Annotated in this window: 17 protein-coding genes and 1 pseudogene; 7 read left to right on the forward strand and 11 right to left on the reverse strand. The window is 56.1% G+C overall.

The window, feature by feature from the left end:
• Positions 1-11: 11 nt before the first annotated feature.
• From DAES_RS03120 to DAES_RS03135, 3 genes and pseudogenes are all read right to left on the reverse strand, one after another.
• Positions 12-1,086, reverse strand: a pseudogene (locus DAES_RS03120) (IS3 family transposase); the annotation flags it as partial.
• Between the two features lie 50 nt (positions 1,087-1,136).
• A complete protein-coding gene (locus DAES_RS03130) occupies positions 1,137-3,131 on the reverse strand; it encodes a filamentous hemagglutinin N-terminal domain-containing protein (RefSeq protein ID WP_013513579.1) in 1,995 nt (664 codons plus the stop codon).
• A 10-nt stretch (positions 3,132-3,141) separates the two neighbouring features.
• The gene (locus DAES_RS03135) at positions 3,142-4,887 is read right to left on the reverse strand and encodes a ShlB/FhaC/HecB family hemolysin secretion/activation protein (protein ID WP_013513580.1); all 1,746 of its coding nucleotides are present in this window, start codon (positions 4,885-4,887) and stop codon (positions 3,142-3,144) included.
• Positions 4,888-5,336: 449 nt separating this feature from the next.
• Between DAES_RS03135 and DAES_RS03140 the strand changes: the two genes are divergently transcribed.
• From DAES_RS03140 to DAES_RS03165, 6 genes are all read left to right on the forward strand, one after another.
• Positions 5,337-5,963, forward strand: coding sequence for a response regulator (locus DAES_RS03140; protein WP_013513581.1), 627 nt, complete (start codon positions 5,337-5,339; stop codon positions 5,961-5,963).
• Positions 5,964-6,338: 375 nt separating this feature from the next.
• Entirely contained in the window at positions 6,339-7,628 is a 1,290-nt protein-coding gene (locus DAES_RS03145) for a hypothetical protein (RefSeq protein ID WP_013513582.1), read from the forward strand.
• Positions 7,629-7,857: 229 nt separating this feature from the next.
• Positions 7,858-8,655, forward strand: coding sequence for a DUF3100 domain-containing protein (locus DAES_RS03150; protein WP_013513583.1), 798 nt, complete (start codon positions 7,858-7,860; stop codon positions 8,653-8,655).
• 2 nt (positions 8,656-8,657) lie between these two features.
• Positions 8,658-9,104, forward strand: coding sequence for a hypothetical protein (locus tag DAES_RS03155; protein WP_013513584.1), 447 nt, complete (start codon positions 8,658-8,660; stop codon positions 9,102-9,104).
• Entirely contained in the window at positions 9,105-10,259 is a 1,155-nt protein-coding gene (locus tag DAES_RS03160) for an amidohydrolase (protein WP_013513585.1), read from the forward strand.
• A 126-nt stretch (positions 10,260-10,385) separates the two neighbouring features.
• Complete coding sequence (locus DAES_RS03165; protein ID WP_013513586.1) at positions 10,386-11,606, forward strand: L-serine ammonia-lyase, iron-sulfur-dependent, subunit alpha; 1,221 nt, start codon at positions 10,386-10,388, stop codon at positions 11,604-11,606.
• Positions 11,607-11,924: 318 nt separating this feature from the next.
• Here DAES_RS03165 and DAES_RS03170 read toward each other — a convergent pair whose 3' ends face one another.
• The 6 genes from DAES_RS03170 to DAES_RS03195 all read right to left on the reverse strand — a co-directional run bounded on the left by DAES_RS03170 (position 11,925) and on the right by DAES_RS03195 (position 17,762).
• The gene (locus tag DAES_RS03170) at positions 11,925-13,232 is read right to left on the reverse strand and encodes an ABC transporter substrate-binding protein (protein WP_013513587.1); all 1,308 of its coding nucleotides are present in this window, start codon (positions 13,230-13,232) and stop codon (positions 11,925-11,927) included.
• A 68-nt stretch (positions 13,233-13,300) separates the two neighbouring features.
• Positions 13,301-14,398, reverse strand: a complete 1,098-nt coding sequence (locus DAES_RS03175; protein WP_013513588.1) for an ABC transporter ATP-binding protein — start codon at positions 14,396-14,398, stop codon at positions 13,301-13,303.
• A gap of 11 nt (positions 14,399-14,409) precedes the next feature.
• Positions 14,410-15,258: a phosphodiesterase gene (locus DAES_RS03180; protein ID WP_013513589.1), complete on the reverse strand. Its 849-nt coding sequence runs from the start codon at positions 15,256-15,258 to the stop codon at positions 14,410-14,412.
• A gap of 15 nt (positions 15,259-15,273) precedes the next feature.
• Positions 15,274-16,104 carry a carbohydrate ABC transporter permease gene (locus DAES_RS03185; protein WP_013513590.1) on the reverse strand — a complete coding sequence of 277 codons (831 nt, stop codon included), beginning with the start codon at positions 16,102-16,104 and terminating at the stop codon, positions 15,274-15,276.
• Entirely contained in the window at positions 16,094-16,960 is an 867-nt protein-coding gene (locus tag DAES_RS03190) for a carbohydrate ABC transporter permease (protein ID WP_013513591.1), read from the reverse strand. Before DAES_RS03190 ends, DAES_RS03185 begins: the two co-directional genes overlap by 11 nt.
• Positions 16,953-17,762, reverse strand: coding sequence for an HAD-IIA family hydrolase (locus DAES_RS03195; RefSeq protein WP_041271331.1), 810 nt, complete (start codon positions 17,760-17,762; stop codon positions 16,953-16,955). Before DAES_RS03195 ends, DAES_RS03190 begins: the two co-directional genes overlap by 8 nt.
• A 343-nt stretch (positions 17,763-18,105) precedes the next feature.
• On the opposite strand from DAES_RS03195, the gene DAES_RS03200 reads away from it, so the two are divergent.
• Positions 18,106-18,669: a glycerol-3-phosphate responsive antiterminator gene (locus DAES_RS03200; protein ID WP_013513593.1), complete on the forward strand. Its 564-nt coding sequence runs from the start codon at positions 18,106-18,108 to the stop codon at positions 18,667-18,669.
• A 118-nt stretch (positions 18,670-18,787) separates the two neighbouring features.
• Here the strand turns inward: DAES_RS03200 and DAES_RS03205 are convergent, their stop codons facing one another.
• Complete coding sequence (locus DAES_RS03205; RefSeq protein ID WP_013513594.1) at positions 18,788-20,098, reverse strand: dicarboxylate/amino acid:cation symporter; 1,311 nt, start codon at positions 20,096-20,098, stop codon at positions 18,788-18,790.
• 24 nt (positions 20,099-20,122) lie between these two features.
• Positions 20,123-20,986, reverse strand: coding sequence for a substrate-binding periplasmic protein (locus tag DAES_RS03210; protein ID WP_013513595.1), 864 nt, complete (start codon positions 20,984-20,986; stop codon positions 20,123-20,125).
• Between the last annotated feature and the right edge of the window lies 1 nt (position 20,987).

Here is a 20,987-nt window from a genome sequence, read left to right on the forward strand (position 1 = left end):
CCCCCTGCCCTCTGGGCAGCAAAATTTATCGGCGACATATTCCCCAGGGATTCATGAGGACGTCCCTCGTTGTACTCACGGATAAAGTCCTCCGTAATGGCCCGAACTTCGCTCAGGCTGTTGAACACGTACAAATCAAGCACTTCTTCTCTGTAGGTCCGGTTGAACCGCTCGATGTATGAGTTCTGGGTGGGCTTGCCAGGCTGAATGAACTCCAGATTCACGCCATGCGATTCTGCCCAGGCCGCCATGACAGTCCCCGAGAACTCCGGACCATTGTCCATTCGCAACCTTTCGGGATAGCAGCCACGCTCTTCGGCGACCCGATCCAGCACCCTTACCACTCTTCCTGCTGGCATATTGGTATCGATTTCCACGGCCAAGGCCTCACGGTTGTAATCATCCACAGCGTTGAAAGTCCTGAAGACGCGACCGCTGTAAAGGGTGTCCCGCATGAAATCGATCGACCAGCAATGGTTTGGCGCAAGCGGCTGGGCCACTGCCGTCCGAGAGGCTTGCGGAAGCCGCTTCTTGGCCTTGCGCTTCAGGTTCATTTTCAAGAGGCAGTAAACCCTCCAAACCTTCTTGTGGTTCCAGGGCTTGCCCTGCTGTCGAAGGACGTTGAAAAGTTTACTGAAGCCCCATGTAGGCTTTTTCTCGGCCAGTTCAGTCAAGGCTGCGATGACATCGCTATCGTCCCGCGGGTGCGGCTTGTAGGCGTAGTAGCTCCTACTGATGCCCATGGCCGCGCAGGCCTTGCGCGAGCTCAGCTCAAACGCGTTGACCATGTGCGTGACAACTTCCTTGCGTTGAACTGGCCTCAGAGTTTTTTTCGATTACATCCTTGAGCGCCATGTTTTCCAGGCTGAGGTCGGCGAACATCTGCTTGAGCTTACGGTTCTCCGCTTCGAGATTCTTCATCCGTTGGATATCGGATGCCTCCATGCCGCCATACTTTGACTTCCACTTGTAGTACGTGGCGCTGCTCACGCCGTGCTCGCGGCAGACATCGACGACAGTCCGTCCGCCTTCCACTGCCTTCAGGATCTTGACGATCTGGTACTCACTGAACTTCGATTTACGCATACAAAACTCCTGTCCCATTTTGGGCCAGAAGTCTCTACTTGGCAATGGACCTAGTTTACGGGGACTTTACACACCAACGACGCCTTGATGGTGCGCGCGGTCAGATCATGAATGGCAGAGATGCCGCCGGTAGACTCATTGGAAAAGAATTCATGGCCCGTTACGGTGAGATCATATCCGGAATGAAGCGAGCCATAATTGATAAATTTATCTGTAGTGGTAACGGTACCGACGCCTGCGCCCGAAGTGGCAGCCAGAATGCGGGAGGTTGTGTCATTCTCGCCACCAATAATCAGATAGTCAGCCGTCACGCTCATATCTCCGGAACTTTCCAGTGTGCCGCCGTCAACGACGTACAGCGATCCGGTCTGCATGTTCACAGAGCCACCCCAAAGAGAACCCGAGTTGTTTACTGAATGAGAGGCTCCGACAGTCTTGGCTTTGAAATCAAGAAGGTTGTGCGCATAAATGGATGCTCCGGCATAGTTATGCAGCGATCCATCATACTCCATAATAACATCGCCAGCATCTGCCGTTATGGTCCCTTGATAGTTGTTCAGGCCGGTGCCGGCAAAGATATGGATATCCCCTTCAGTGCTCTGCACGCCTTGTCCGACCTCATTGTCAAAGCTCACTGTCCCGGTGTTCGACGTCAGGACCATATCCCCCACAGATTTGAGCGCTGTCCTGTTAAACAGAAGGGCACCGTCAGTGGAGGTCGCCCTCATGGTGCCGCCGGAATTCAGAGTGGTCGGATTAAAACCTCCGACTCTGAGACTTTGGGCGGACAGGTCCATTGCCGAACCTGCGCCATAGTATACACCATCAATAACCCAATACCCAGAACCGCTGAGGTTGACCGTGTTGCCGTACCGTTTGTTGGCATCGACAATGCCAGCCGTGTCAGACGATAAATCCGTCAACCCACCAAGGTTGTAGGCGAGATCACTGTCAGCCTTGATTCCACCGCCAGTGAGAATGGCACCGCCATTGGTGGCAGTCAGGCCGATATTGCGTCCGGCGGAAAGATTTGCGTCAGTGATTTTGATGGCATCTGTCGCGGCGCTCGTGCTGGTGAGGGTCAAGTCCTGTTGGGCCGAGAGCTTGCTGCCTAGTTCGATCTTGCCAGATGATGTAATAACAAAATCATCAGCCGTGGCTGCGGCCTCGCCCTTTATGCGGACGCCGACTCCTGCCTCGGTGGCCTGCATGTTGATGCGGTTGGCGTACATGCCGCCCAGCGCGCTGGAATCAATGGCCCATGTCGGCGCAGGCGTCCCATCGGAGGCAATGGCGGACGTCGCACCTGTCGCATGGTTCCAGTGATTCGTGCCAGCCACCATATTCAGCGTCTGAGCATTGATCTGCCCATCAACAGCGATCTTGCGGGAAACGAGATCGAGGACCTGCTGGGCGCTTGCGTTGATGCCGGTGCCTGTAATGAGAATATCACCGCCGCGCACGTTGAAGCCGTTGAGCGTGCCGCCTGTCATGTCTGGCGTACCCGTAACGAGGCTGGCTTGATCCGTGTTGATGAAACCGCCGCCGCTGCTGGTGATGCCAAAGGGGTTGGCGATGATGATATCGGCCTTGCCGCCCAGCACCTCGGTAAACCCGTTGAGATAGGTACGGCTGTTGCCGGTCACCTCATTGAGGATGATGCTCGCCTGATTGCCTGGGGCGAGATTCGAGTTGCCAGCGACCTGTCCGGCCAGTTGGGACTGGCGAAACGCTTCGCTCATATCGCCGTTGTTCAGCACCAGGCCATGCGGATCGACATTATAGTTCGTAAATGCGTTATGCGACATGCCGGAGCCGTTGGGTGTGGCGATGTTGACCACGGGTACGCCATTCCCGGCGGGGGTCACGGTGGTATTCGTTGCACCGGACGGAACCGGGTCTGCCGCCAGAACCATCTGGGGAGGGCACAGGAGCAGGAAGCACAGGAACCAGACCAGTGATCTGAATCCGAGATCCATGCACTTTTGACTCATCTTCCGAATCCTGATTTGACGCATCATGGTGTGTCCCATCGCAATAGTCATAAGGGGCTCCTTAAAAGCTCACGGTCATGGTCGCAGAAAATTGTACCGGTTCCCTCTCGATGGCGGTCGGGACGGCTATGGATTTCGCAGCGGACAACTCGCCCGATACATATTTGCCGGCAAAGCGGATACCGAGTGCCGCACCCGAGAGTTCGGCGTCATTGGTGGTCTTGAATTGTTCTATGCGGCCCATATCAAAGCCGATGAACGGTCTCGGCGTAATGCCGATGAATGGGATAGTGGGCAGGGATGTGGTTATTTCGTTGCGGACATACAGGGCGCGATCACCCGACAGGCTGTTTCGGTTGAAACCGCGTACGGTGTAAAAACTGCCGACGGTCAGTTGCTCCGATCCGTACAGCGGCACCAGCGCGAACTGTCCGGAAAGCTGGCTGCTGAAAGTCATGCCCTGCCCCATCACGTCGAAGGGGACGGTCACGCCGCCGGAATATCTGAATTTTGATCCTTGCGCCTGCGGGGAGGAGGTCGGCGCGCCATCCACGTCCTTGAGTGCGCCGAAATCCGTGAGACCCTTGCTCCATCCGATTCCGCCGTTGACTATGAATCCGGGAAAGCGGGAAAACCAGTTGGCATCCACATCCACAATAGTCAGCTTGCGGCTTGAGACTTGCAGGAATTCACCATCAAGGTAGTTCTTGGAATTTTTTGTGTTGATGGCAATGAGCGTGGACAATTTCTGGTTCTGATCGCGGTAGGCGACCCAATCCAGCTCGCCACGAAAGGTCTCGTTGGTACCGCGCGCGACGAGGGTCTTGGTGCTGGTTTTGACGGGAGAACGATAGCTGGAGTTGCTATAAAAAAGCTGGACTCCGTAATAGCCGAACGGCAGCGAATAGTAGAGGCTGTCGGAATCGGAATCATGGAATTCTGCGTCCTCGAAGAGCGTATTCTTGTGCGTATAGTTCAGATAATCATTGAGCGACAGCGGATGGTCCAGACCTGCGGTGACGCTCCCCTGATGACGACCTGTCGAAAGACCGCCCAGATTGTCTATGGTGCCGGAGATGGAAAGGGGAAAGGACGGGGTGTTGGTGATGGTGACAACGCTGGCGCCCGCTTCTTCTCCAGGGCTTATTTCCATGGTGGCGCTATTGGATTGCAGACGGTTGACCTGATCCAACCCCTGCTCGATATCCCGCAAATTCAGCGGTTCTCCCGGAATGAAGGGGAAAGCCGTCGTGAGATTCACGCTCTTCTTGTCGCCGTCCTTGAGGATGAGCCGCTCGACCTTGCCTTCGACAATGAGGATTTCAAGCCGCCCCTTGTTCAAATCCTGCGCCTGGACATAGGGGCGCACGGCGATATACCCCCGATCTATGTATGCCTTGAGGATTTCACCGAGAAGCTTCTCGATATCTTCCACGTAGAGGCATTTGTTCAGATAGGGGGCCGTCAGGCTGTTTTTGACGCTCTCCGGCAGAAGTGTAACCCCGTTGAGCACAATTTCCTGAATATCCCGGCACACACCACTTTTTTGCAGACTCGGTGCCTGGACCTCCGGCAATGCATACGGCGTTGTCTGCGTGCCACGATTGGAATCCTTGAGCAGCTGCTGTTGCATGCGCTCCTGTTGCTCATTCTGAATGCGCTGCGCCTCGCGGTTGGCGGCATCGATCTCGGCCGGAGTCGCGGCGTGGGCCGGAACAGTGAGCAACAGCAAAGACCATGTCAGCAAGGTTGCAACAAAAATATCATGGGGCAACCGCCTGAGAGCAAATGGGAAAAACGTGATCATGTATTGGCACCTGCAAAGTTCAAAGGCTTGTGTATTTGGCTATAGATTCAAACGAGTTACATGTTCGTTTGAAATAATATTAAATATATAGTCCATGCCGAACTTCAGGTCTGTACGGGGAATCCCCCACATGGGGAATTTTTCTGGCAATAGTTTGTTTTTATTGATAAATTTTTGGACAAACCCCGTCTTGCAATCAATGTGCTTCGATGCTAGCTGTTAGCCTTGGTGCTTTTTTAAACAATGCCATGGTGTGAGTTTTAAGAGCGGCTCAACGCCTTTTCGCTCTTTGCTCTTTACAGATGTTCTGACGGCGAATCGGTCATGCCCAGGGCCAGGCGGGGAGTGCTTGATCTCTCGATGGAAGATGCGAGGGAGGGCGGGACAATCCCTATGGACACAGTCCCTTACAATACCAACATGCACGCACGGCGCGATGGGATAAAATCATGATCTCAACTCCGGCCCAGGGGATGCGGATATTCCTGGTGGATGACCATCCCTCCATTCTTGATGCCCTGCAGACTATTTTCATACGGAACAGCCATGAGGTTTGTGGCACGGCAACCAACCTGGAAAAGGCTGTGCAAGCCCTGGAAACTTGTGAGCCGAACCTGGTCGTGGTGGATTTGAGCCTTTGTGGAGAGAGCGGGCTGGATCTTATAGCTCCTCTCGTGGAGAGAGATATTCATATTCTTATCTACTCCATGCACGAGGATGCCGCTACGTTGAGACGTGCTTTGCAGGCAGGAGCAATTGGCTATGTTTCCAAGCGTGAACCAATGCCAATATTGCTTGAAGCCCTACAGCACATCCTCGCAGGCAAACGGTATATCAGTCCCCTGGTGGCCCTCAATATTGAATCCTCCTCTTTCACCCATACCTTTCAAGCGCTCAGTGAACGGGAACAGCAAATACTTGCTTTGCTGACGAAAGGTGAAACCAATGCTGAAATAGCTGAATCCCTTGAGATCAGCATCCGCACGGTGGAGTCATACTACGCCCGTATGATCAGCAAACTGGACATGCAGGGGATGAAGGATCTGCGCAAGTACGCAATAGCCGAAGGGCGGTAGCTTTCCCATTCCCAGCGAGAGCTTGCGCCTCGCCAATGAACCAGAAGTGATGGGATGAGAAGTGGCCCGCCCGGCGACAGGAGTCGTGCATTGGCGTGAGCCAGGGAGCGGGCAAAAACCGATGCCGGGCAAACCAAAGAAAGAGAGTGTCGTATCTCCGTGTCCCCCCAGGTTTTCCCCAGTTGAGCCGAAGACTCGCGCGGCCATGCCTTTGGGCAAGCTCCCTGTTTTTCCCGGTCTGCGGCGTGCCGCTCTTGACACGACTTGCGCTTCAATGGCATAGGCACATTGATTAAGGACTTTTTTTGGACATGTCCGCAATTGCTGCATCACAGAGTGACGTCATGGAATCCTCTGCGCAAAATCGGGAAGCCAATGCGAAAAAGACTCGCCCTGATCGGCCCGTCAGACTCCGTGGAGATCATGCAGGAATCGGTGAAACGGTTCTTCCCTGATGCTGCGTTCAAGGCCTATGTCCGGGAGCGCACCGAAGATGTTCACGAAGTCCTGGAGCAAAGCCAGAGCGAATGCGACGGCTTGCTTTTCTCCGGCATCGGTGTCCAGGAAGCGGCCAGGTCCAAGGGCGTCCTCACAAAGCCGTACACCCAGATCGAACGCGGCGCCTACAGCCTTATCCGCGCCTTTTCCGAAATACACCGTCGCGGCCTGTCCTTTGACCGCATCAGCGTCGATGTCGTCAACCAGCAGGTGATTTCCGAGGTCATCCGCGAGTTTGGCATCCCCTTCGGCCAAGTGTATTCCATGCCTTTCACCACGGAACATACCGAGCAGGAGTTTCTGGAGTGGCACCGCGAACTTTTGGAATCCGGCAAAGTGGACTTGGCCATTTCCGGTTTCGGCTCTGTCTATCAGCAACTGGTCGAGCTTGGTCACCCAGTATTCCGCATGCTCCCCAGCTCCCTGCAGGTTCGTGACACCGTAGAACATCTGCTGGGCACCATTGCGGCCAGGGGCTTGCGCTCCGCAGGCATCGCCATTCAAATCATCCGATTGTGCCGCAACGAGGAGCATTCAATCAATCAGTATGATCGCATGAAGGATGAAGGACGCTTTTTCTTGGAACTCCTCGACTATGTCCGCGCCATACAGGGCAGCATCTTCACCATCGGGAAACGCGAATACGCCATTTTTTCTACCCGCGGAGTCATCGAGAGCCCGGTGCATCTGGGCTTGTTCAGCACTCTTTTGAACTGGGGCCGCAAGAACAACATCAAGGTATGCTCGGGTATCGGTATCGGCTCCACGGCGTTCGAGGCGGAAAAATCCGCCCAGATGGCACTCTCCCATAGTCGCGAACGGCCTCATGGAGGGGTGTTCCTCGTGCACGACGATCAGATACGCGGCCCTCTGGGAGAGGAAGAAGAACTGCGCTACCGCACTCGCATCGGGGACAACACCCTGTTGCGTATCGCCAGAGAAATCGGCATCACCCCAAGCTACGTGGACCGCATCCGGGCCATCATGGACAAAACCGGCAAAAACACGTTCGACTCCGGGGACCTTGCCGCATGCCTGGGGATCGGCGAGCGCAGCGCCCGGCGAGTGCTCAAGAAATTCTTGGACAGCGGCCATGCGACTCTGGTGGGCAAGGAAAACTCGTACAATGTGGGGCGTCCTAAAAATCTTGTCCAAATAAATATCTAAGGCGCGAACCATATTTTGTATCCATTTTCGGACATGTTTATGACATGTCCGAAATAACAGAGCCGACGGCGGACAAAGGGAGGGCGAGAGGCAGAACAAAAAAGTGGCTGAAAGACATCCGGTGTAAGAAGAGGCGCCGCGAAGATGCGGTTACATCATTGCGACAACGCACAAGAACAACAGGCGATGCAACGTCAAGCGCAATCATTTCAACCATAGGAAACACAACATGTTAGACGCAATCAAAAACGTGAAGATTCACCTGCTCGTGCTCGTGCTGGTGATCGTCTCCGAGCTGGTGGGCATCCTCACATTCGACGTCGGGCCGGGCAAGCTGGTCCTTCTGCCCATGCTCTACGCCGTCTTCATCGGCATCTTTCTGGGTCCGAAATTCCTGAAGGTCGTCAAGGATAGGGATATGGACCATGCGAGTTCCCTGGTCGCCCTGACCCTCATGCTGCTCATGGCCCGCTACGGCACCCTGGTGGGGCCGAAATTTTTCGAAATCCTCAAGGCTGGCCCGGCCCTCATTCTGCAGGAACTTGGCAACATCGGCACCCTGATCATCGGCATCCCCATAGCCGTGTTCCTGGGCCTGAAACGCGAATCCGTGGGTGCGGCCCATTCCATCGCCCGCGAGCCCAACGTCGCCCTGATCGGCGACATCTACGGGCTGGATTCCGCAGAGGGACGCGGCGTCATGGGTGTCTACATCTGCGGTACGGTCTTCGGCACCATCTTCTTTGGCTTGGCCGCCTCTTTCCTGAGCGTTTTGAACTGGTTTCATCCCTATGCCCTGGCCATGGCCTCCGGCGTGGGCTCGGCCAGCATGATGACCGCCGCGGTGGGCAGTCTCTCGGCCATCTATCCGGACATGGCGGAAAAAATCCAGGCTTTTGGCGTTGCCAGCAACACTTTGTCCGGATTGGACGGCGTGTACATGTCCATGTTCATCGCCCTGCCACTGGCAAACAAGCTCTATAAAATCATGTACCGCATCAGGTTCGGCACTGCTCAGGAGGTTTAGTCATGAACAAGATAATTGAATCCGCAATCGTGCTTCTGATCGTGGCCGTCGTCACCCTGGTGGGCAACTGGATCGGCTATGGCTTCGGCATCATCGAAGCCATGCCCGGCATGGCCGTACTCGTAGGTGTGTGTATCCTTGGCGTCCTGGCCAATCGGTTCATTTATAAACTGCCCACGGTCCTTTACGTGATCACTTTCGGCATGATCATCACCATGCCGGGCGTCCCGGGTCACGAAACCGTTGCCGTCTGGGTATCCAAGGTGAACTTCCTGGCCCTGACCACCCCCATCCTCGCATACGCCGGTATCGGCATTGGCAAGGATCTGCCCGCCTTGAAAAAAACCGGCTGGCGCATTGTGATAGTCAGCTTTTTCGTCATGGCAGGCACATACCTCGCTTCAGCCGCTATCGCCCAGGTCGTGCTCAAGTCCCTCGGGGAAATCTAAATGAACCTGAAGCCAGAAATCGCAGCCCGCTTTGAGGAGCTGCAAAGTATCCGCAGACACCTGCACACCTGTCCGGAAGTCGGACTGGAGACAGTCGAAACCGTCGCCTTCGTGAAGACGAAACTCGACAGCTTCGGCATCGGCTACGAGGACATCGGCGTCAATTCGCTGCTGGCAAAGGTCGAGGGTCGCGGACCGGGCAAGACCGTCGCCTTTCGCGCCGACATGGACGGCCTGGAAACCACCGAGGAAACCGGACTGCCCTATCAATCCAGCACGCCGGGGCGGATGCATGCTTGCGGCCATGACGGCCACACCACCACCATGCTGGCATTCGCCCGCTATCTGGCTGATCACCACGACTTCGACGGCACCGTGCTCCTCCTCTTCCAGTCCGGCGAGGAGGGATTCGACGGCGCGCTCAAGATCATCGAAGACGGGCTGTTCGAAAAATATGACATCGACTGCATGTTCGGCCTGCACAACTGGCCGGGCTACGCGGAGAATCAAATCGTCGTGCACCCCGGCCCCTGCATGGCCTCAGAAGACCGCTTCGACCTGACTATCCAGGGCAAAAGCGGACACGCTTCGGTGCCGCATCTCTGCGTGGAGCCCTTTGCGGCAGTCGCCGATTTCATCAAGGGTGCGCAGTCGGTCGTTGCGCGCAGGATCTCGGCCCACGACAAAGCCGTTGTCAGCATCACGCAGGTACACGGCGGCAGCGCATACAACATTATCCCGGGCACAGTGGTCATACGCGGCAATGTGCGCACCACGGACAGTAGCGTCCAGGATATCATCGAGCAATCCCTGGGCAGGCTGGCCGAGGGCGTGGCCGCCATGTACGGCGTGCAGGCCTCGTTCAACTATCATCGGAAACATCCGGTGTTGGTGAACACCATGCCGGAACCGGCCATCAGGGCCGCAGCCCGCGTGGTGGGCAAGGAAAACGTGCTCACCGACGAACTCTCTGCCATGGGCAGCGAGGACTATGCCTTCTTCATGCAGCACGCCAAAGGGTGTTTTGTATGGGTCGGCAATGGCAAGAACTCGCCCGTGATCCACAACAGCAAATACGACTTCAACGACCAGGTCATCCTGGTGGGAGCCTCCTTCTTTGCGGAGCTTCTCGAAGAGGTTCTGCCGCAGTCCTGACTTTGCAAACGGCCACATGAAGTCGGTCCCTTGAAACCGCCCGGCGAACTCTAGCCCATAAGGCTGCCCTGTCCCGCAATATCCGGCGGCAGGGCAGCCTTATCCCGATCCGTATGGAGTCAAAAAATGGATTCCCTGAAAGAATTGTACAAAGTGGGCAACGGCCCCTCCAGCAGCCATACCATGGGGCCGCAAAAGGCGGCCAAATCATTCATGAGCCGCACGCCCAACGCCGCCCGCTACCAAGTAACCCTGCTCGGCAGTCTGGCCGCCACGGGCAAGGGGCATCTCACAGACTGGATCATCGAGCAGACACTGGGCCCCGAGCGGACAAGAATCCTCTGGAAGCCGGACGAGGTGCGCCCCTTTCACACCAACGGCATGGTCTTCGAAGCCCTGGACGAACTCGGTGGGGTTGTGGATTCATGGGAAGCATACAGTGTGGGCGGCGGAACCATAGCCGAAGCCGACGCGCCGAACCGGGGCGCGAAATCCCTGTATCCGCATACCACGCTGGCAGCCATCATGGAATACTGCAAGGTCAACACCATGGAGCTGTGGCAGTATGTGGAAAAACAGGAAGGCCCGGAACTCTGGCCATTCCTGAAAGACATCTGGCAGGCCATGCTGGATTCCATGGAGCGCGGCCTTGAATGCACGGGAGTCCTGCCTGGCACGTTGCGCTATCCACGCAAGGCCAATACCTTTTTCAAGAAAGCGCGGACACAATCCGGGCATCTGCGGAGTGTTGGCAAATTGTTTGCCTATGCCCTGGCCGTTTCCGAGGAGAACGCCTCGGGCGGCAGGGTCGTCACAGCGCCCACCTGCGGCTCGGCTGGGCTGATCCCCGCCGTATTGCGCTCCCTGCAGGAGGACTACGCCCTGGAAGAACAGGAGATTCTGCGTGCGCTGGCCGTGGGAGGTCTCATCGGCAATCTCGTCAAGGAAAACGCCTCCATCTCTGGAGCGGAGGTCGGCTGCCAGGGGGAAATAGGCACGGCCTGCGCCATGGCCGGAGCCATTGCCGCCTATCTCTTCGGCGGCTCGCTCATGCAGATCGACTACGCGGCTGAAATGTCCCTGGAGCACCATTTGGGCATGACCTGCGATCCGGTTGGAGGCTATGTCCAGGTTCCGTGCATCGAGCGCAACGCAATCTCATCCATCCGGGCGATCAACGCGGCGCAGTACGCTCTTTTCACGAACGGCGAACATCGCATCAGTTTCGACCAGGTGGTGCAAACCATGGGCGAAACAGGCCGTGACCTGAAGTGCGGGTATCGCGAAACATCCATGGCAGGATTGGCCAAGCACGGTCTCATGGATAATTGCGGCACGGGCTGCTAGCGGAACATTCCATGTGATGCGTTTCGTGTGCTTGCACACGAGCGACGAACTTCTTCATTTATGAGGAAGCGTCAGACCGGATCAAACCGCTTCAGGCTGAGGGGGGGGCGGCACGCTCCCAAGAGTGAAGACTTTGGAGCAGGGAAGACATTGACCACAATGGACACAATGTGTCCTTTGCGAGAAAGAAGTTGACCCTGTGTCCTGCAACCGCCCGCGTTCCGTAAGAGACCGCCGGGAAGTTGAACGCCCTTGCCAACGCAAAAAGGCGGGGGCAATGTGCGCCCCCGCCGTTTGCTTGGAAGGGAAACGATGTTGCTAGGGCAGTTGCAGGGCCGTCTTCTCCACATAGGGAGCAAGGATCTCGTCGGCTTCCTTTTGTGCGTCCCGTGCGGCGTCAGCAGGCTTCAGGTCCGGGTCATTGAGCAGGCGGGCCAGATTGTTTTCCATGGCCTTGCGCACGGCGATGGTCTCGTAGGTGGAGTACCAGGGCTGCGCATACTTGAGCTGGTCCAGCGCGGTCTTGGCGTCGGGATACTCTGCGAGGTACTGTGTCATTTCCGGCAGGTCATAGGCTTTTATGCGCGGGGCAAAATACCCGGTGAAACGGCTCCAGCGGCCAGACACCTCGGGACTGGTCAGATAGCTCATGAACTTCCATGCGGCCTTCTGCTGCTCTTCGGAGATGCCGTTGAAGGTGACCAGGGAAGCGCCGCCGATGATTACGCCGCGGGTGACCTTTGTGGGCATGAAGGCCACGCCCAGCTCGAAGTCCTTGGAGTTGTCCCGCATGTGGCCCAGCGCGCCAGTGGACAGAAAGGCCATGCCGAGCTTGCCGGCAAAGAAGGTGGAAGAGATGGTGTTGGGGGTGAGAACGCCCTGGGGCATGACCTTGTGCTTGAAGACCAGATCGCGCCAGAAGGTCATGGCTCCGACGGTGGTGGGTGCGGTGTAGTAGACTTCGCCAGGATACTTGGAGTTGTAGTACTGGCCGCCATTGGCCATGACCAGGGAGGAGAGGATCCATCCGCAGTAGTCGGTGTTCACGCTCGGGAGCATGATCCCCCAGCGGCCTTCGTCCGGGTTGGCGATCTTCTTGGCCGCCTCGACCACTTCCGCCCAGTTGGTGGGCACCGTGATGCCCATCTTCTTGAACATGGTCTTGTTATAGTACATGACCGGGGTGGAGTTGTGGAATGGGATGCCGTAAGCCTCGCCGTTAAAGGATGCGTTTTGGCGCAGCGCGGGCCAGAACTCCTCGGCCAGGAACGTGTCGGCGTTCACATTGCCGTGGCGGGACAGGGTCTGGATGGGGGCGATGAAGCCATTGATGGCCAGGTCGGGAATGAGGTTTGCCATCATGATGACCAGCGCCGGAGGATTGCCCGCCTTGGAGGCGGCCTCGGCCTTGACCTTGGTGGTGTCGTAGTCGCCAGTGAAGATGCCGCGCACTTCGACCTCGGACTGGGACTTGTTGTACTCGCTGACGATTGTGGTCATTTCCTTGGCCAGTTTCCCCTGCACCGGGGAAGGGAACATAAAGTCGATCTTGGTTGCGGCCAGCGCGGCGCTGCTGATCAGCATCACCGCGAGGGCCAGGAACAGCACGATGCGTCCATTTTTCATGATCATCTCCTAATGGTTTGATTTACATATACCCCCCTGCACCCATGCAGGGGGGAGCTTCGGTATGATCAGCACAGGCGTTCTTTGCCCTCGGCGGAAAAGAAATGGGCCTTGCTGAGGTCCAGCAGGAGCCGGGTGGTATCCCCGGCAGTATAGGGCACTCCGTGGTTTGCCACGCGCACTCTGAGTCCGCTGGATCCCCCGGTTGTGTGCAGCACGATGTCGCTGCCGAGCATTTCGATAGCCGAAAGCGTGCCCGTGAGGCTGACGAGGCCGCTGCTTCGATCTTCGGTCTGCCCCTCTGGGGCCAGAAGTATGTGCTCGGGACGGATGCCCATGCGCGCTGTCCTGGCTTGATTGAGAACAGGCTTCACGAACGCGGGGGTGGGTATTTCCAGCCCGTTTGGCAGGCGCAGCGAGCCATTCTCGCAGGCTATGTCGATGATGTTCATGGCGGGCGAGCCGATGAACCGCGCCACAAAGAGGTTTGCCGGAGTCTGGTAGAGCTCCTGCGGCGTGCCCACCTGCTGGATGATCCCGTCGCGCAGCACCACGATGCGGTCGGCCATGGTCATGGCCTCCACCTGGTCGTGGGTCACATACACGGTGGTGGTATTCAGTTTGCGGTGAAGTTCCATGATGGACAGGCGCACCTCGTTTCGAAGCTTGGCGTCGAGGTTGGAGAGAGGCTCGTCCATGAGGAACAGCTCGGGCTCGCGCACGATGGCGCGGGCCATTGCCACGCGCTGCCGCTGCCCTCCCGAAAGCTGGCGCGGTTTCCGCTTCAGCAATCCCTCAAGGTGCAGGGTTTCCACGACCCGGCTCAGGGCCGCCTGCTGCTTTTCCCGGCTTTCCTTTCGAATTCTCATGCCAAAGAGGATGTTGCGCTCCACGCTCATGTGCGGGTAGAGCGCGTAGTTCTGAAAGACCATGGCCACATTGCGCTTTTTCGGATGCAGGGCGGTCACGTCCCGCGCGCCGATTCTGATGGTCCCTCCCGTGACCGGCTCAAGGCCTGAGATGAGCCGTAAGACCGTGGACTTGCCACTTCCCGAAGGGCCGACAACAGCGATGAATTCTCCGTCCTCGATGGCCAGGGACAGGTTATGGATGACTTTTGTGGTCCCGAAGTCTTTTGCGACGTTGTTCAGGTGGACACTGCTCATGGCGTTTCTCCTTACAGTTGACCTTCAGGGCAGGCGCAGGCGCTGTCGAACGGGTACGGCCCGTCGAACGGAGCCAGCGACTGGCTGTAGGTGACCAGCCCGGTTTCAGGCGTATGGCGGTGGAAGTAGAGGGCGGGGGGTTCCAGGGTGTACGATCCGTCCAGGTCCGTGCTGTGAAAGGGGACCTGGTGGGCGGCGCCGGGCACGGTGCAGATGAGGATGCGGCCCACGTTCTGAAAAATGGAGCGGTGGGTGTGGCCGCAGATCAATCGCGTGACATTGGGGTATCTGCTCAGCATCTCGATGAGCGCTTCGCCGTCATGGCACTTGATGGCGTCCATGTGGGCGTTGCCCGATGGCAGGGGGTGATGGTGCATACACACGGCGGTTTCCCTGCCCGTGCCCTTTTGCAGTTCCTTTTCCAGCCATGCCATCTGCTCGCGGCCTATCTCGCCGTGAAGTTCGCCTCCGATGGAGGAATCCAGCATGATGAAGCGCACAGGGAACTCTTCGATGGTGTAGCGTATGGTGTGTTCCCCGGTCTTCCCGACGTTTTCAAGCGGTGGACAGATGTCCGTGAGTGCTTCGAGCAAGTTCGCGTTGTTGTCGTGGTTTCCAGGGATGATGTAGAGGGGCATGGTGAGCTGCCCCAGGATGCGGCGGGCCATGGCATACTCTTGCTTCTGCCCGCAGTTGACAATGTCTCCGGTGATGAGCACTGCGTCAGGGCTGTCCGTGGTCTTGGCGATGCTGTTGAGCGTTGCCACATGGCGGCTGATGAGCGCGTTGGTATCCACGAAGTCGTAGAGCTTCTCCCCGTGTGGGCGAATGTGCAGATCGGATATGTGGGCTATGAGCATGGATGTCCTCCGTCTTTATTTGTATTGAGTGAACCCGAAGCTGCTGATGAAGTGCTTCTGGAACAGGATGAACGTTACCGTTATGGGCAGGCATACCAGCAGAGTGCCTGCGGCAATGAGTCCCCACTCGGCACCGGATTCGGCGCTGGTGGTGAAGCTGACCAGCCCGATGGTCAGGGTGTGGGTGTCCATGTCGCTGAGGACCATGAGCGGCCAGAGATACTCGTTCCAGTGGGTCGTCAGGCTGACGATGCTGAAGGCCAGGAGCGTCGGCCAGATGGCGGGCAGCAGCACGTAGATGAAGATGTGGATGAGGTTGGCGCCTTCCACCTGCGCGGCTTCGATCATCTCCTTTGGCACGCCCCGGAGCGCCTGACGGACCATGAAGATGCCAAAGGCCGAGGCCATGTATGGGAGCATTGCGCCCAGAAGCGTATCCAGCAGGCCCATGGACTTGAGCGTGACCATGTTGGGCACCATGAGCACCACCGGCCAGAGCATGAGTTGCACCAGAAAGAGCCGAAAGACCATTTCTCTGCCCCGAAACGGCACAAAGGCGAATACATATCCTGCCGTAGTGATGGACAGAAGCTGGGCCATGAGGATGCCGACGCTGAAGAAAATGGTGTTGCGGTAGAGGTTCCCCCAGTCCGCGCAGTTGAGCGCGTCCTTGAAATACTCCACGCAGAGGGGCCACTGGGGAATGAGCGAGGCGATGTCTGCTCCACCCGAATCCGGGCGCAGGGAGGCCGTGATCATCCAGACAAAGGGGACGGCCCACACCGCGCTGATCATTGCGCAGATGACCGTGCCAGAGTGCGTGTATGCCAATAGGTTATCGCTCATAGTCAGCTCCGGAATCGAGAAGCGCGTTGTTGAGCCAGGTGAGGAAAAAGAGGCCGACAACCGTGCACAAGGTTGCGGCGTATGCCTTGCCCAGATCCTGCGACTCCATGGTTATGGTCTGGATGTAGTAGAGCAGCACGGTGGTGGAATGGCCTGGGCCGCCGTTGGTCATGGCCGGAATGTGGTCGATTTGGGTAAAGGAGTAGACGAGGGCTATGGTGCCCACAAAGGTGAGCGTAGGCCGCAGGAGCGGCAGGGTGACGTGGTAGAATCCCTGCCAGGGCGAAGCCCCCTCGATATGGGCCGCTTCCAGCGCATCGTCCGGGATGGATTGAAGGCCGGCAAGGAAGAAGAGCATGTAATAGCCTGAGTATTTCCAGATGCTGATGATGATAAGCACGGTGAGCGCGGTGCTTTCCTGTCCGAGGAAGTTGTGGTGGCTGCTGTGAATGAAAAGGGAGAGGTAGTGGTCCAGCAGGCCAACGCCCGGCAAAAAGATGAACGACCACAGGGCAGCGGCAGCAACCAGCGGCACAAGGGTGGGGAAGAAGAATATGGACCGCAGCCAGCGGTTGGTCCGCGTGTTTTCCTTGAGCAGCAGCGCGAAGAGCAAGCCCAGGATCAGGCTCGGGATCACGGTGAACACCACATATATGAAGTTGTTGATGACGGCGGCCATGAAGGCGGGATCATCAAAAAGCCGTGCGAAGTTCGCTAGCCCCACGAATTCGCCGCTGCTGGCGGCGCGGGAGTCGTAAACCGATTCGATGACCGCCTGGAAGAAGGGTTTGTAGGTAAAAAGGAACAGCAGCACCGCGCTGGGTGCAAGCAGCAGAATGTGAAGGCGCCTATGCACAGTCCGCCTCCTTGCGGTCGGCCATCTTCAGGGCGTGGGCAAGCTCGCCCACATGGGAGAACACATGCGGGGTTCTGTAGGGTGACTGGTCGTATTCAGTGCGGGAGGTGACTCCGCTGAACACCAGTGCCGTGGAGATGCTGCCGTACACGCCGAGGGCAATGTCGGTGGTCAGCCTGTCTCCGACCATGACGATGCGCTCCAGCGGCACCGAGTGGTCCTCGCGGATCACGGAGAGCACATACGGATTGGGTTTTCCCGTGCTCAGAGGCTGGAGCCCGGTGGCCGCCTGAATATAGGCCAGGGTGCAGCCGATATCCGGCACGACCCGCCCTTCTCCCACCGGACAGATCATGTCGTGATGGGTGGCCAGGTAGCGCGCTCCAGCCTTGAGGCACATGCAGGCAGTGGCGAGTTTTTCGTAGTTCAAGGTGGGGTCGAGGCCCACCAGCACCGTCTCTGGCGCAGGCTCCGGGCTGTCGTTGGTCACTCTGAGTCCGTACTCCCTGCACGCGTCCTCCAAGGCCGTATTGCCGACCACATAGACGCTTGATCCCGGCCAGTGGGATGCAATGTAATGGGTGGCGATGATCCCGGCGGTGTAGATGTTCCTTTCTGGAACTTCGCAGCCAAATCCGGCCAGAATGTCCTGGCATTCCCGCCTGGTCCTGGAAGAATTGTTGGTCAGTATGCAGGAGTGCGCCCCCATGTCCGCGATGGCCTTCAGGCACTCGACCGTGCCCGTGATGCCTTGCGCCCCGTTGTGCAGAGTCCCGTCCATGTCGAACAGGAAAAGACGCATTTCGCTCAGCGGTTGAAAAGTATGAAGCATTGGAACCTGTTGTCTTGGTTGCGGGTTGAATAAAAAAAGGGCGCCACATTCGTTTGGAAGCTTTTCCACCAGACGCGACCGGTGGATTTTCAGGAGCTTTCCCCAAGAACGAATATGACGCCGCTTTCACATGATCTCTGACGCAGCTAGGGACCATCGTACAATAGAAAACGTGTAAATCAAGTGAAATTTATGACTTTTTTCGTTTCACATCTGTCGCTTGAGTGTCACCTGCTCGACGCGGATAAGGGGGGCTGATTCAGGTATGATGCTAGGAAAAAAGGGGCGAGTGGTGAGCGCAAAGGATTCGATCATGGACACCATCAGGCACGAGCGGGTCATTGCGGCCATTGCCGATCTGCGGCATGTGGTCACGGCTCTCGAGTCCGACATCCATACGGTGTTCCTGCTTCACGACAACGTGAGGGAGCTTGAGCAGGCGGTTCGTCTGCTTCGCGCCAATGGCAAGCGGGTGTTCATCCACTTTGATATGGTGGACGGGGTGGCTCCGAATCCGGCGGGACTGGAGCATTTGACGAGTCTGTTTCCGTTCGATGGCGTGATCACCACCAAAGGTGGGGTCATTCGCAAGGGCAAAAAGCTCGGGCTTGTGACCATTCAAAGAATCTTCATGATCGATTCCCGTTCCATCGACATGGCAGTGAGCGCGGTCGAGAAGTATGAGCCGGATGCCGTGGAGATCATGCCTGGCCTGCTCGCCAAGGCCGTACACCGGCTTCATGAATTCATCAGTCCGCCCCTGATCACGGGCGGCATGATCTCCACCCGGGAAGAAGTCGAAATGATGCTCGCAACGCCTGTGGCCGCAATTTCCGCCTCCACCACAGGGCTGTGGATTCCATCGCCTTGCGCCTGATCTTCTTGCACGGCAAAGCGTTGACGGCCCGCCAGCTGATGGGGCGTCTATTTCATCCAGAAACGTGATCTTGGTTCTGCGGAGTTCCCGCTTTTCAGTGTTTCTTCCCTGATGTCAGTCAAGCGGCCTGTTTCAGTACGCTCTGTTGCTCTTCTGTCTTTGCTGAGAGCATGGCAGCAACCGCGTAGTTGGGATAGGTTGAAACAAGTGTGATGATTGGATCCGTAATGGGATCAACGGTGAGGAGAATAATAATGATTGCCTCTGAAGGAATTCCAAGAGGAAGGAGAACGAGGGAAATCATTGTTCGAGAAATTATGCTTGGTGCACCGGATGCAGCCATGCCTGCCAATATGGAAAGAAATAAAACACTCACTAAGCTAAAAAATGAAATTGGCACATTGTAGAGATAGAATGAATAAATTGCTCCAATGCAGAACACCATGCTTTTCCCATATTTGCACAGTGTATGCCCCAGCGAGACAGAAAGATTGGTACTCTCTCTTGTCAGGCCCAGATCATCCAGTGCCGTGAGCGCGGCTGGCAAGGTCGGGAAGCTGCTTCTGGTTGAAAGAGCTATGAATATGGGTGCTTTTAATAATGTTGCTTGTTTGATGGGGCCAAGGCCCGTGGCTTTCCAGAAAAAGAACACAGCAACGCCTAAAACAATGATGGATGAGGCCCATACCATGAGCACAAAGTTGCCCAGCGCGGCCAAGAATTCCATGTTAATGTTACTGAATTGATTGGCGAGCAGAGCCCATAAACCGATAGGAAGAAAACAGATGACAAGGTCTATCAGCTTTTGCATCACGGAAAAAATCGCATTGGAAAATGAAATGATCAATTCCCGCTCTGCGTCATGAACGTACTTGAGCATGACCGAGAAAAGGAGGAAAAATGTCAATATCTGCAAGAGCCTTTGAGAGGCAAGGGATTCAAAAATATTACCGGCAACGATTTGATCCAGAAAATAGCTGACCCTGTCTTCCTCTTCGACAGACGTGGCAGTAGTGGTAATATCATAAACAACGGACTGAAAGCCAGTTGTACCAGATGCCTGCTGCTGTGCATCGTTGTCGACCATGAGGGCTCCAACGGTCGCCCCCAGATTGTCGCCAAAATGAAAGAACTTGAACATGCCCAACGGGGTCGCCAAGCCAATAATGCACGAAAGCGCTATAAAAAAGAGATACAGTGACAGCATTTTCTTAATGCTTCCACCATTCTTTGTTTTATTGAACAACGCCCCAACACTGCTGATGATTGCACAAATAATTATCGGCAATACGCACATGTTCAAAAGAGTGAGAAAGACTTCGCCGATAGGTTTGATTGCTTGGGTCAGTTCCGGCGAAGTCACACCAGTCGCAAATCCAGCCAGACATGCAATGACAATCAACAATGGATGCATGAGTATTTTTTTCATTGGAATTCCCAACTGTATATATTCTTATTTTTCCCAAAGTTCAGGATAGGTGGCGATCAAGTCGTCTGCGGACATGGGCTGCGGATAATGCTGTGCTAAATACAGATCCAACCAGTATTGCAGCATTGAGTTTGATTGCGCCGTCGCTATGGCGATGGGGTCTTGCATGTCTTTTATCCTATAAATATTCAGGTAAAGAGCGACATCAGGCCTTTCTCGAACCAGGGACATGAGGGTGAATTCATCGCGCATGAGGCCATCAATTTCTCCGCGAAGGAGCTTTTCAACCAACTCTTCCCATTCTCCCTCGATCACTTTTGCATTGGGAAAAACAGTTTGAGCGTACTCCACATAGGATGTGGAGTAACGAGCCCCCACTTTGAAGTTCATTTTCGCAAGGTCCACTATGAGCGAATTGTTTGTGAGTTTGTTTTTAGAAATGAATGTCTTGTTGAGCGCAAGGCCCTGGTGGAAGACAAGATACGGCTTGGTAAAACGCACCATGAGTGCCCGGCTCAAGGTCTGGCTCAGCTTGCAGATTACAATGTCGAAATCTTCTCCTGTGGACATGCGTTCGGTAAGCTCTGCATATGTTTTCGACGTTCGATCAAACACGACCTCAACACCCATGGCCTGGGCGATGCCATTGGCTATATCAATGTCAACGCCATAGAGTGAGCCATCTGCCCTTGTCATGACAAAGGGAGGTTTGTCTTGATAGTACATGCCCACGCGCAAGACGCCTTTTTCGAGTATCTCGGAAGGAGTACGCATATGCCCTGTCTCTTCTGCAAAGAGAAAAGAAGGGGAGCCGCCCAATAGCAATATTGCAAACAAGTTTACCAGGACCACTTTCGCAACAAGTGGCAGATCAAAGCCCCTTATCATT

Origin of the sequence: Pseudodesulfovibrio aespoeensis Aspo-2 (assembly GCF_000176915.2) — a bacterium.
Taxonomy (GTDB): domain Bacteria; phylum Desulfobacterota; class Desulfovibrionia; order Desulfovibrionales; family Desulfovibrionaceae; genus Pseudodesulfovibrio; species Pseudodesulfovibrio aespoeensis.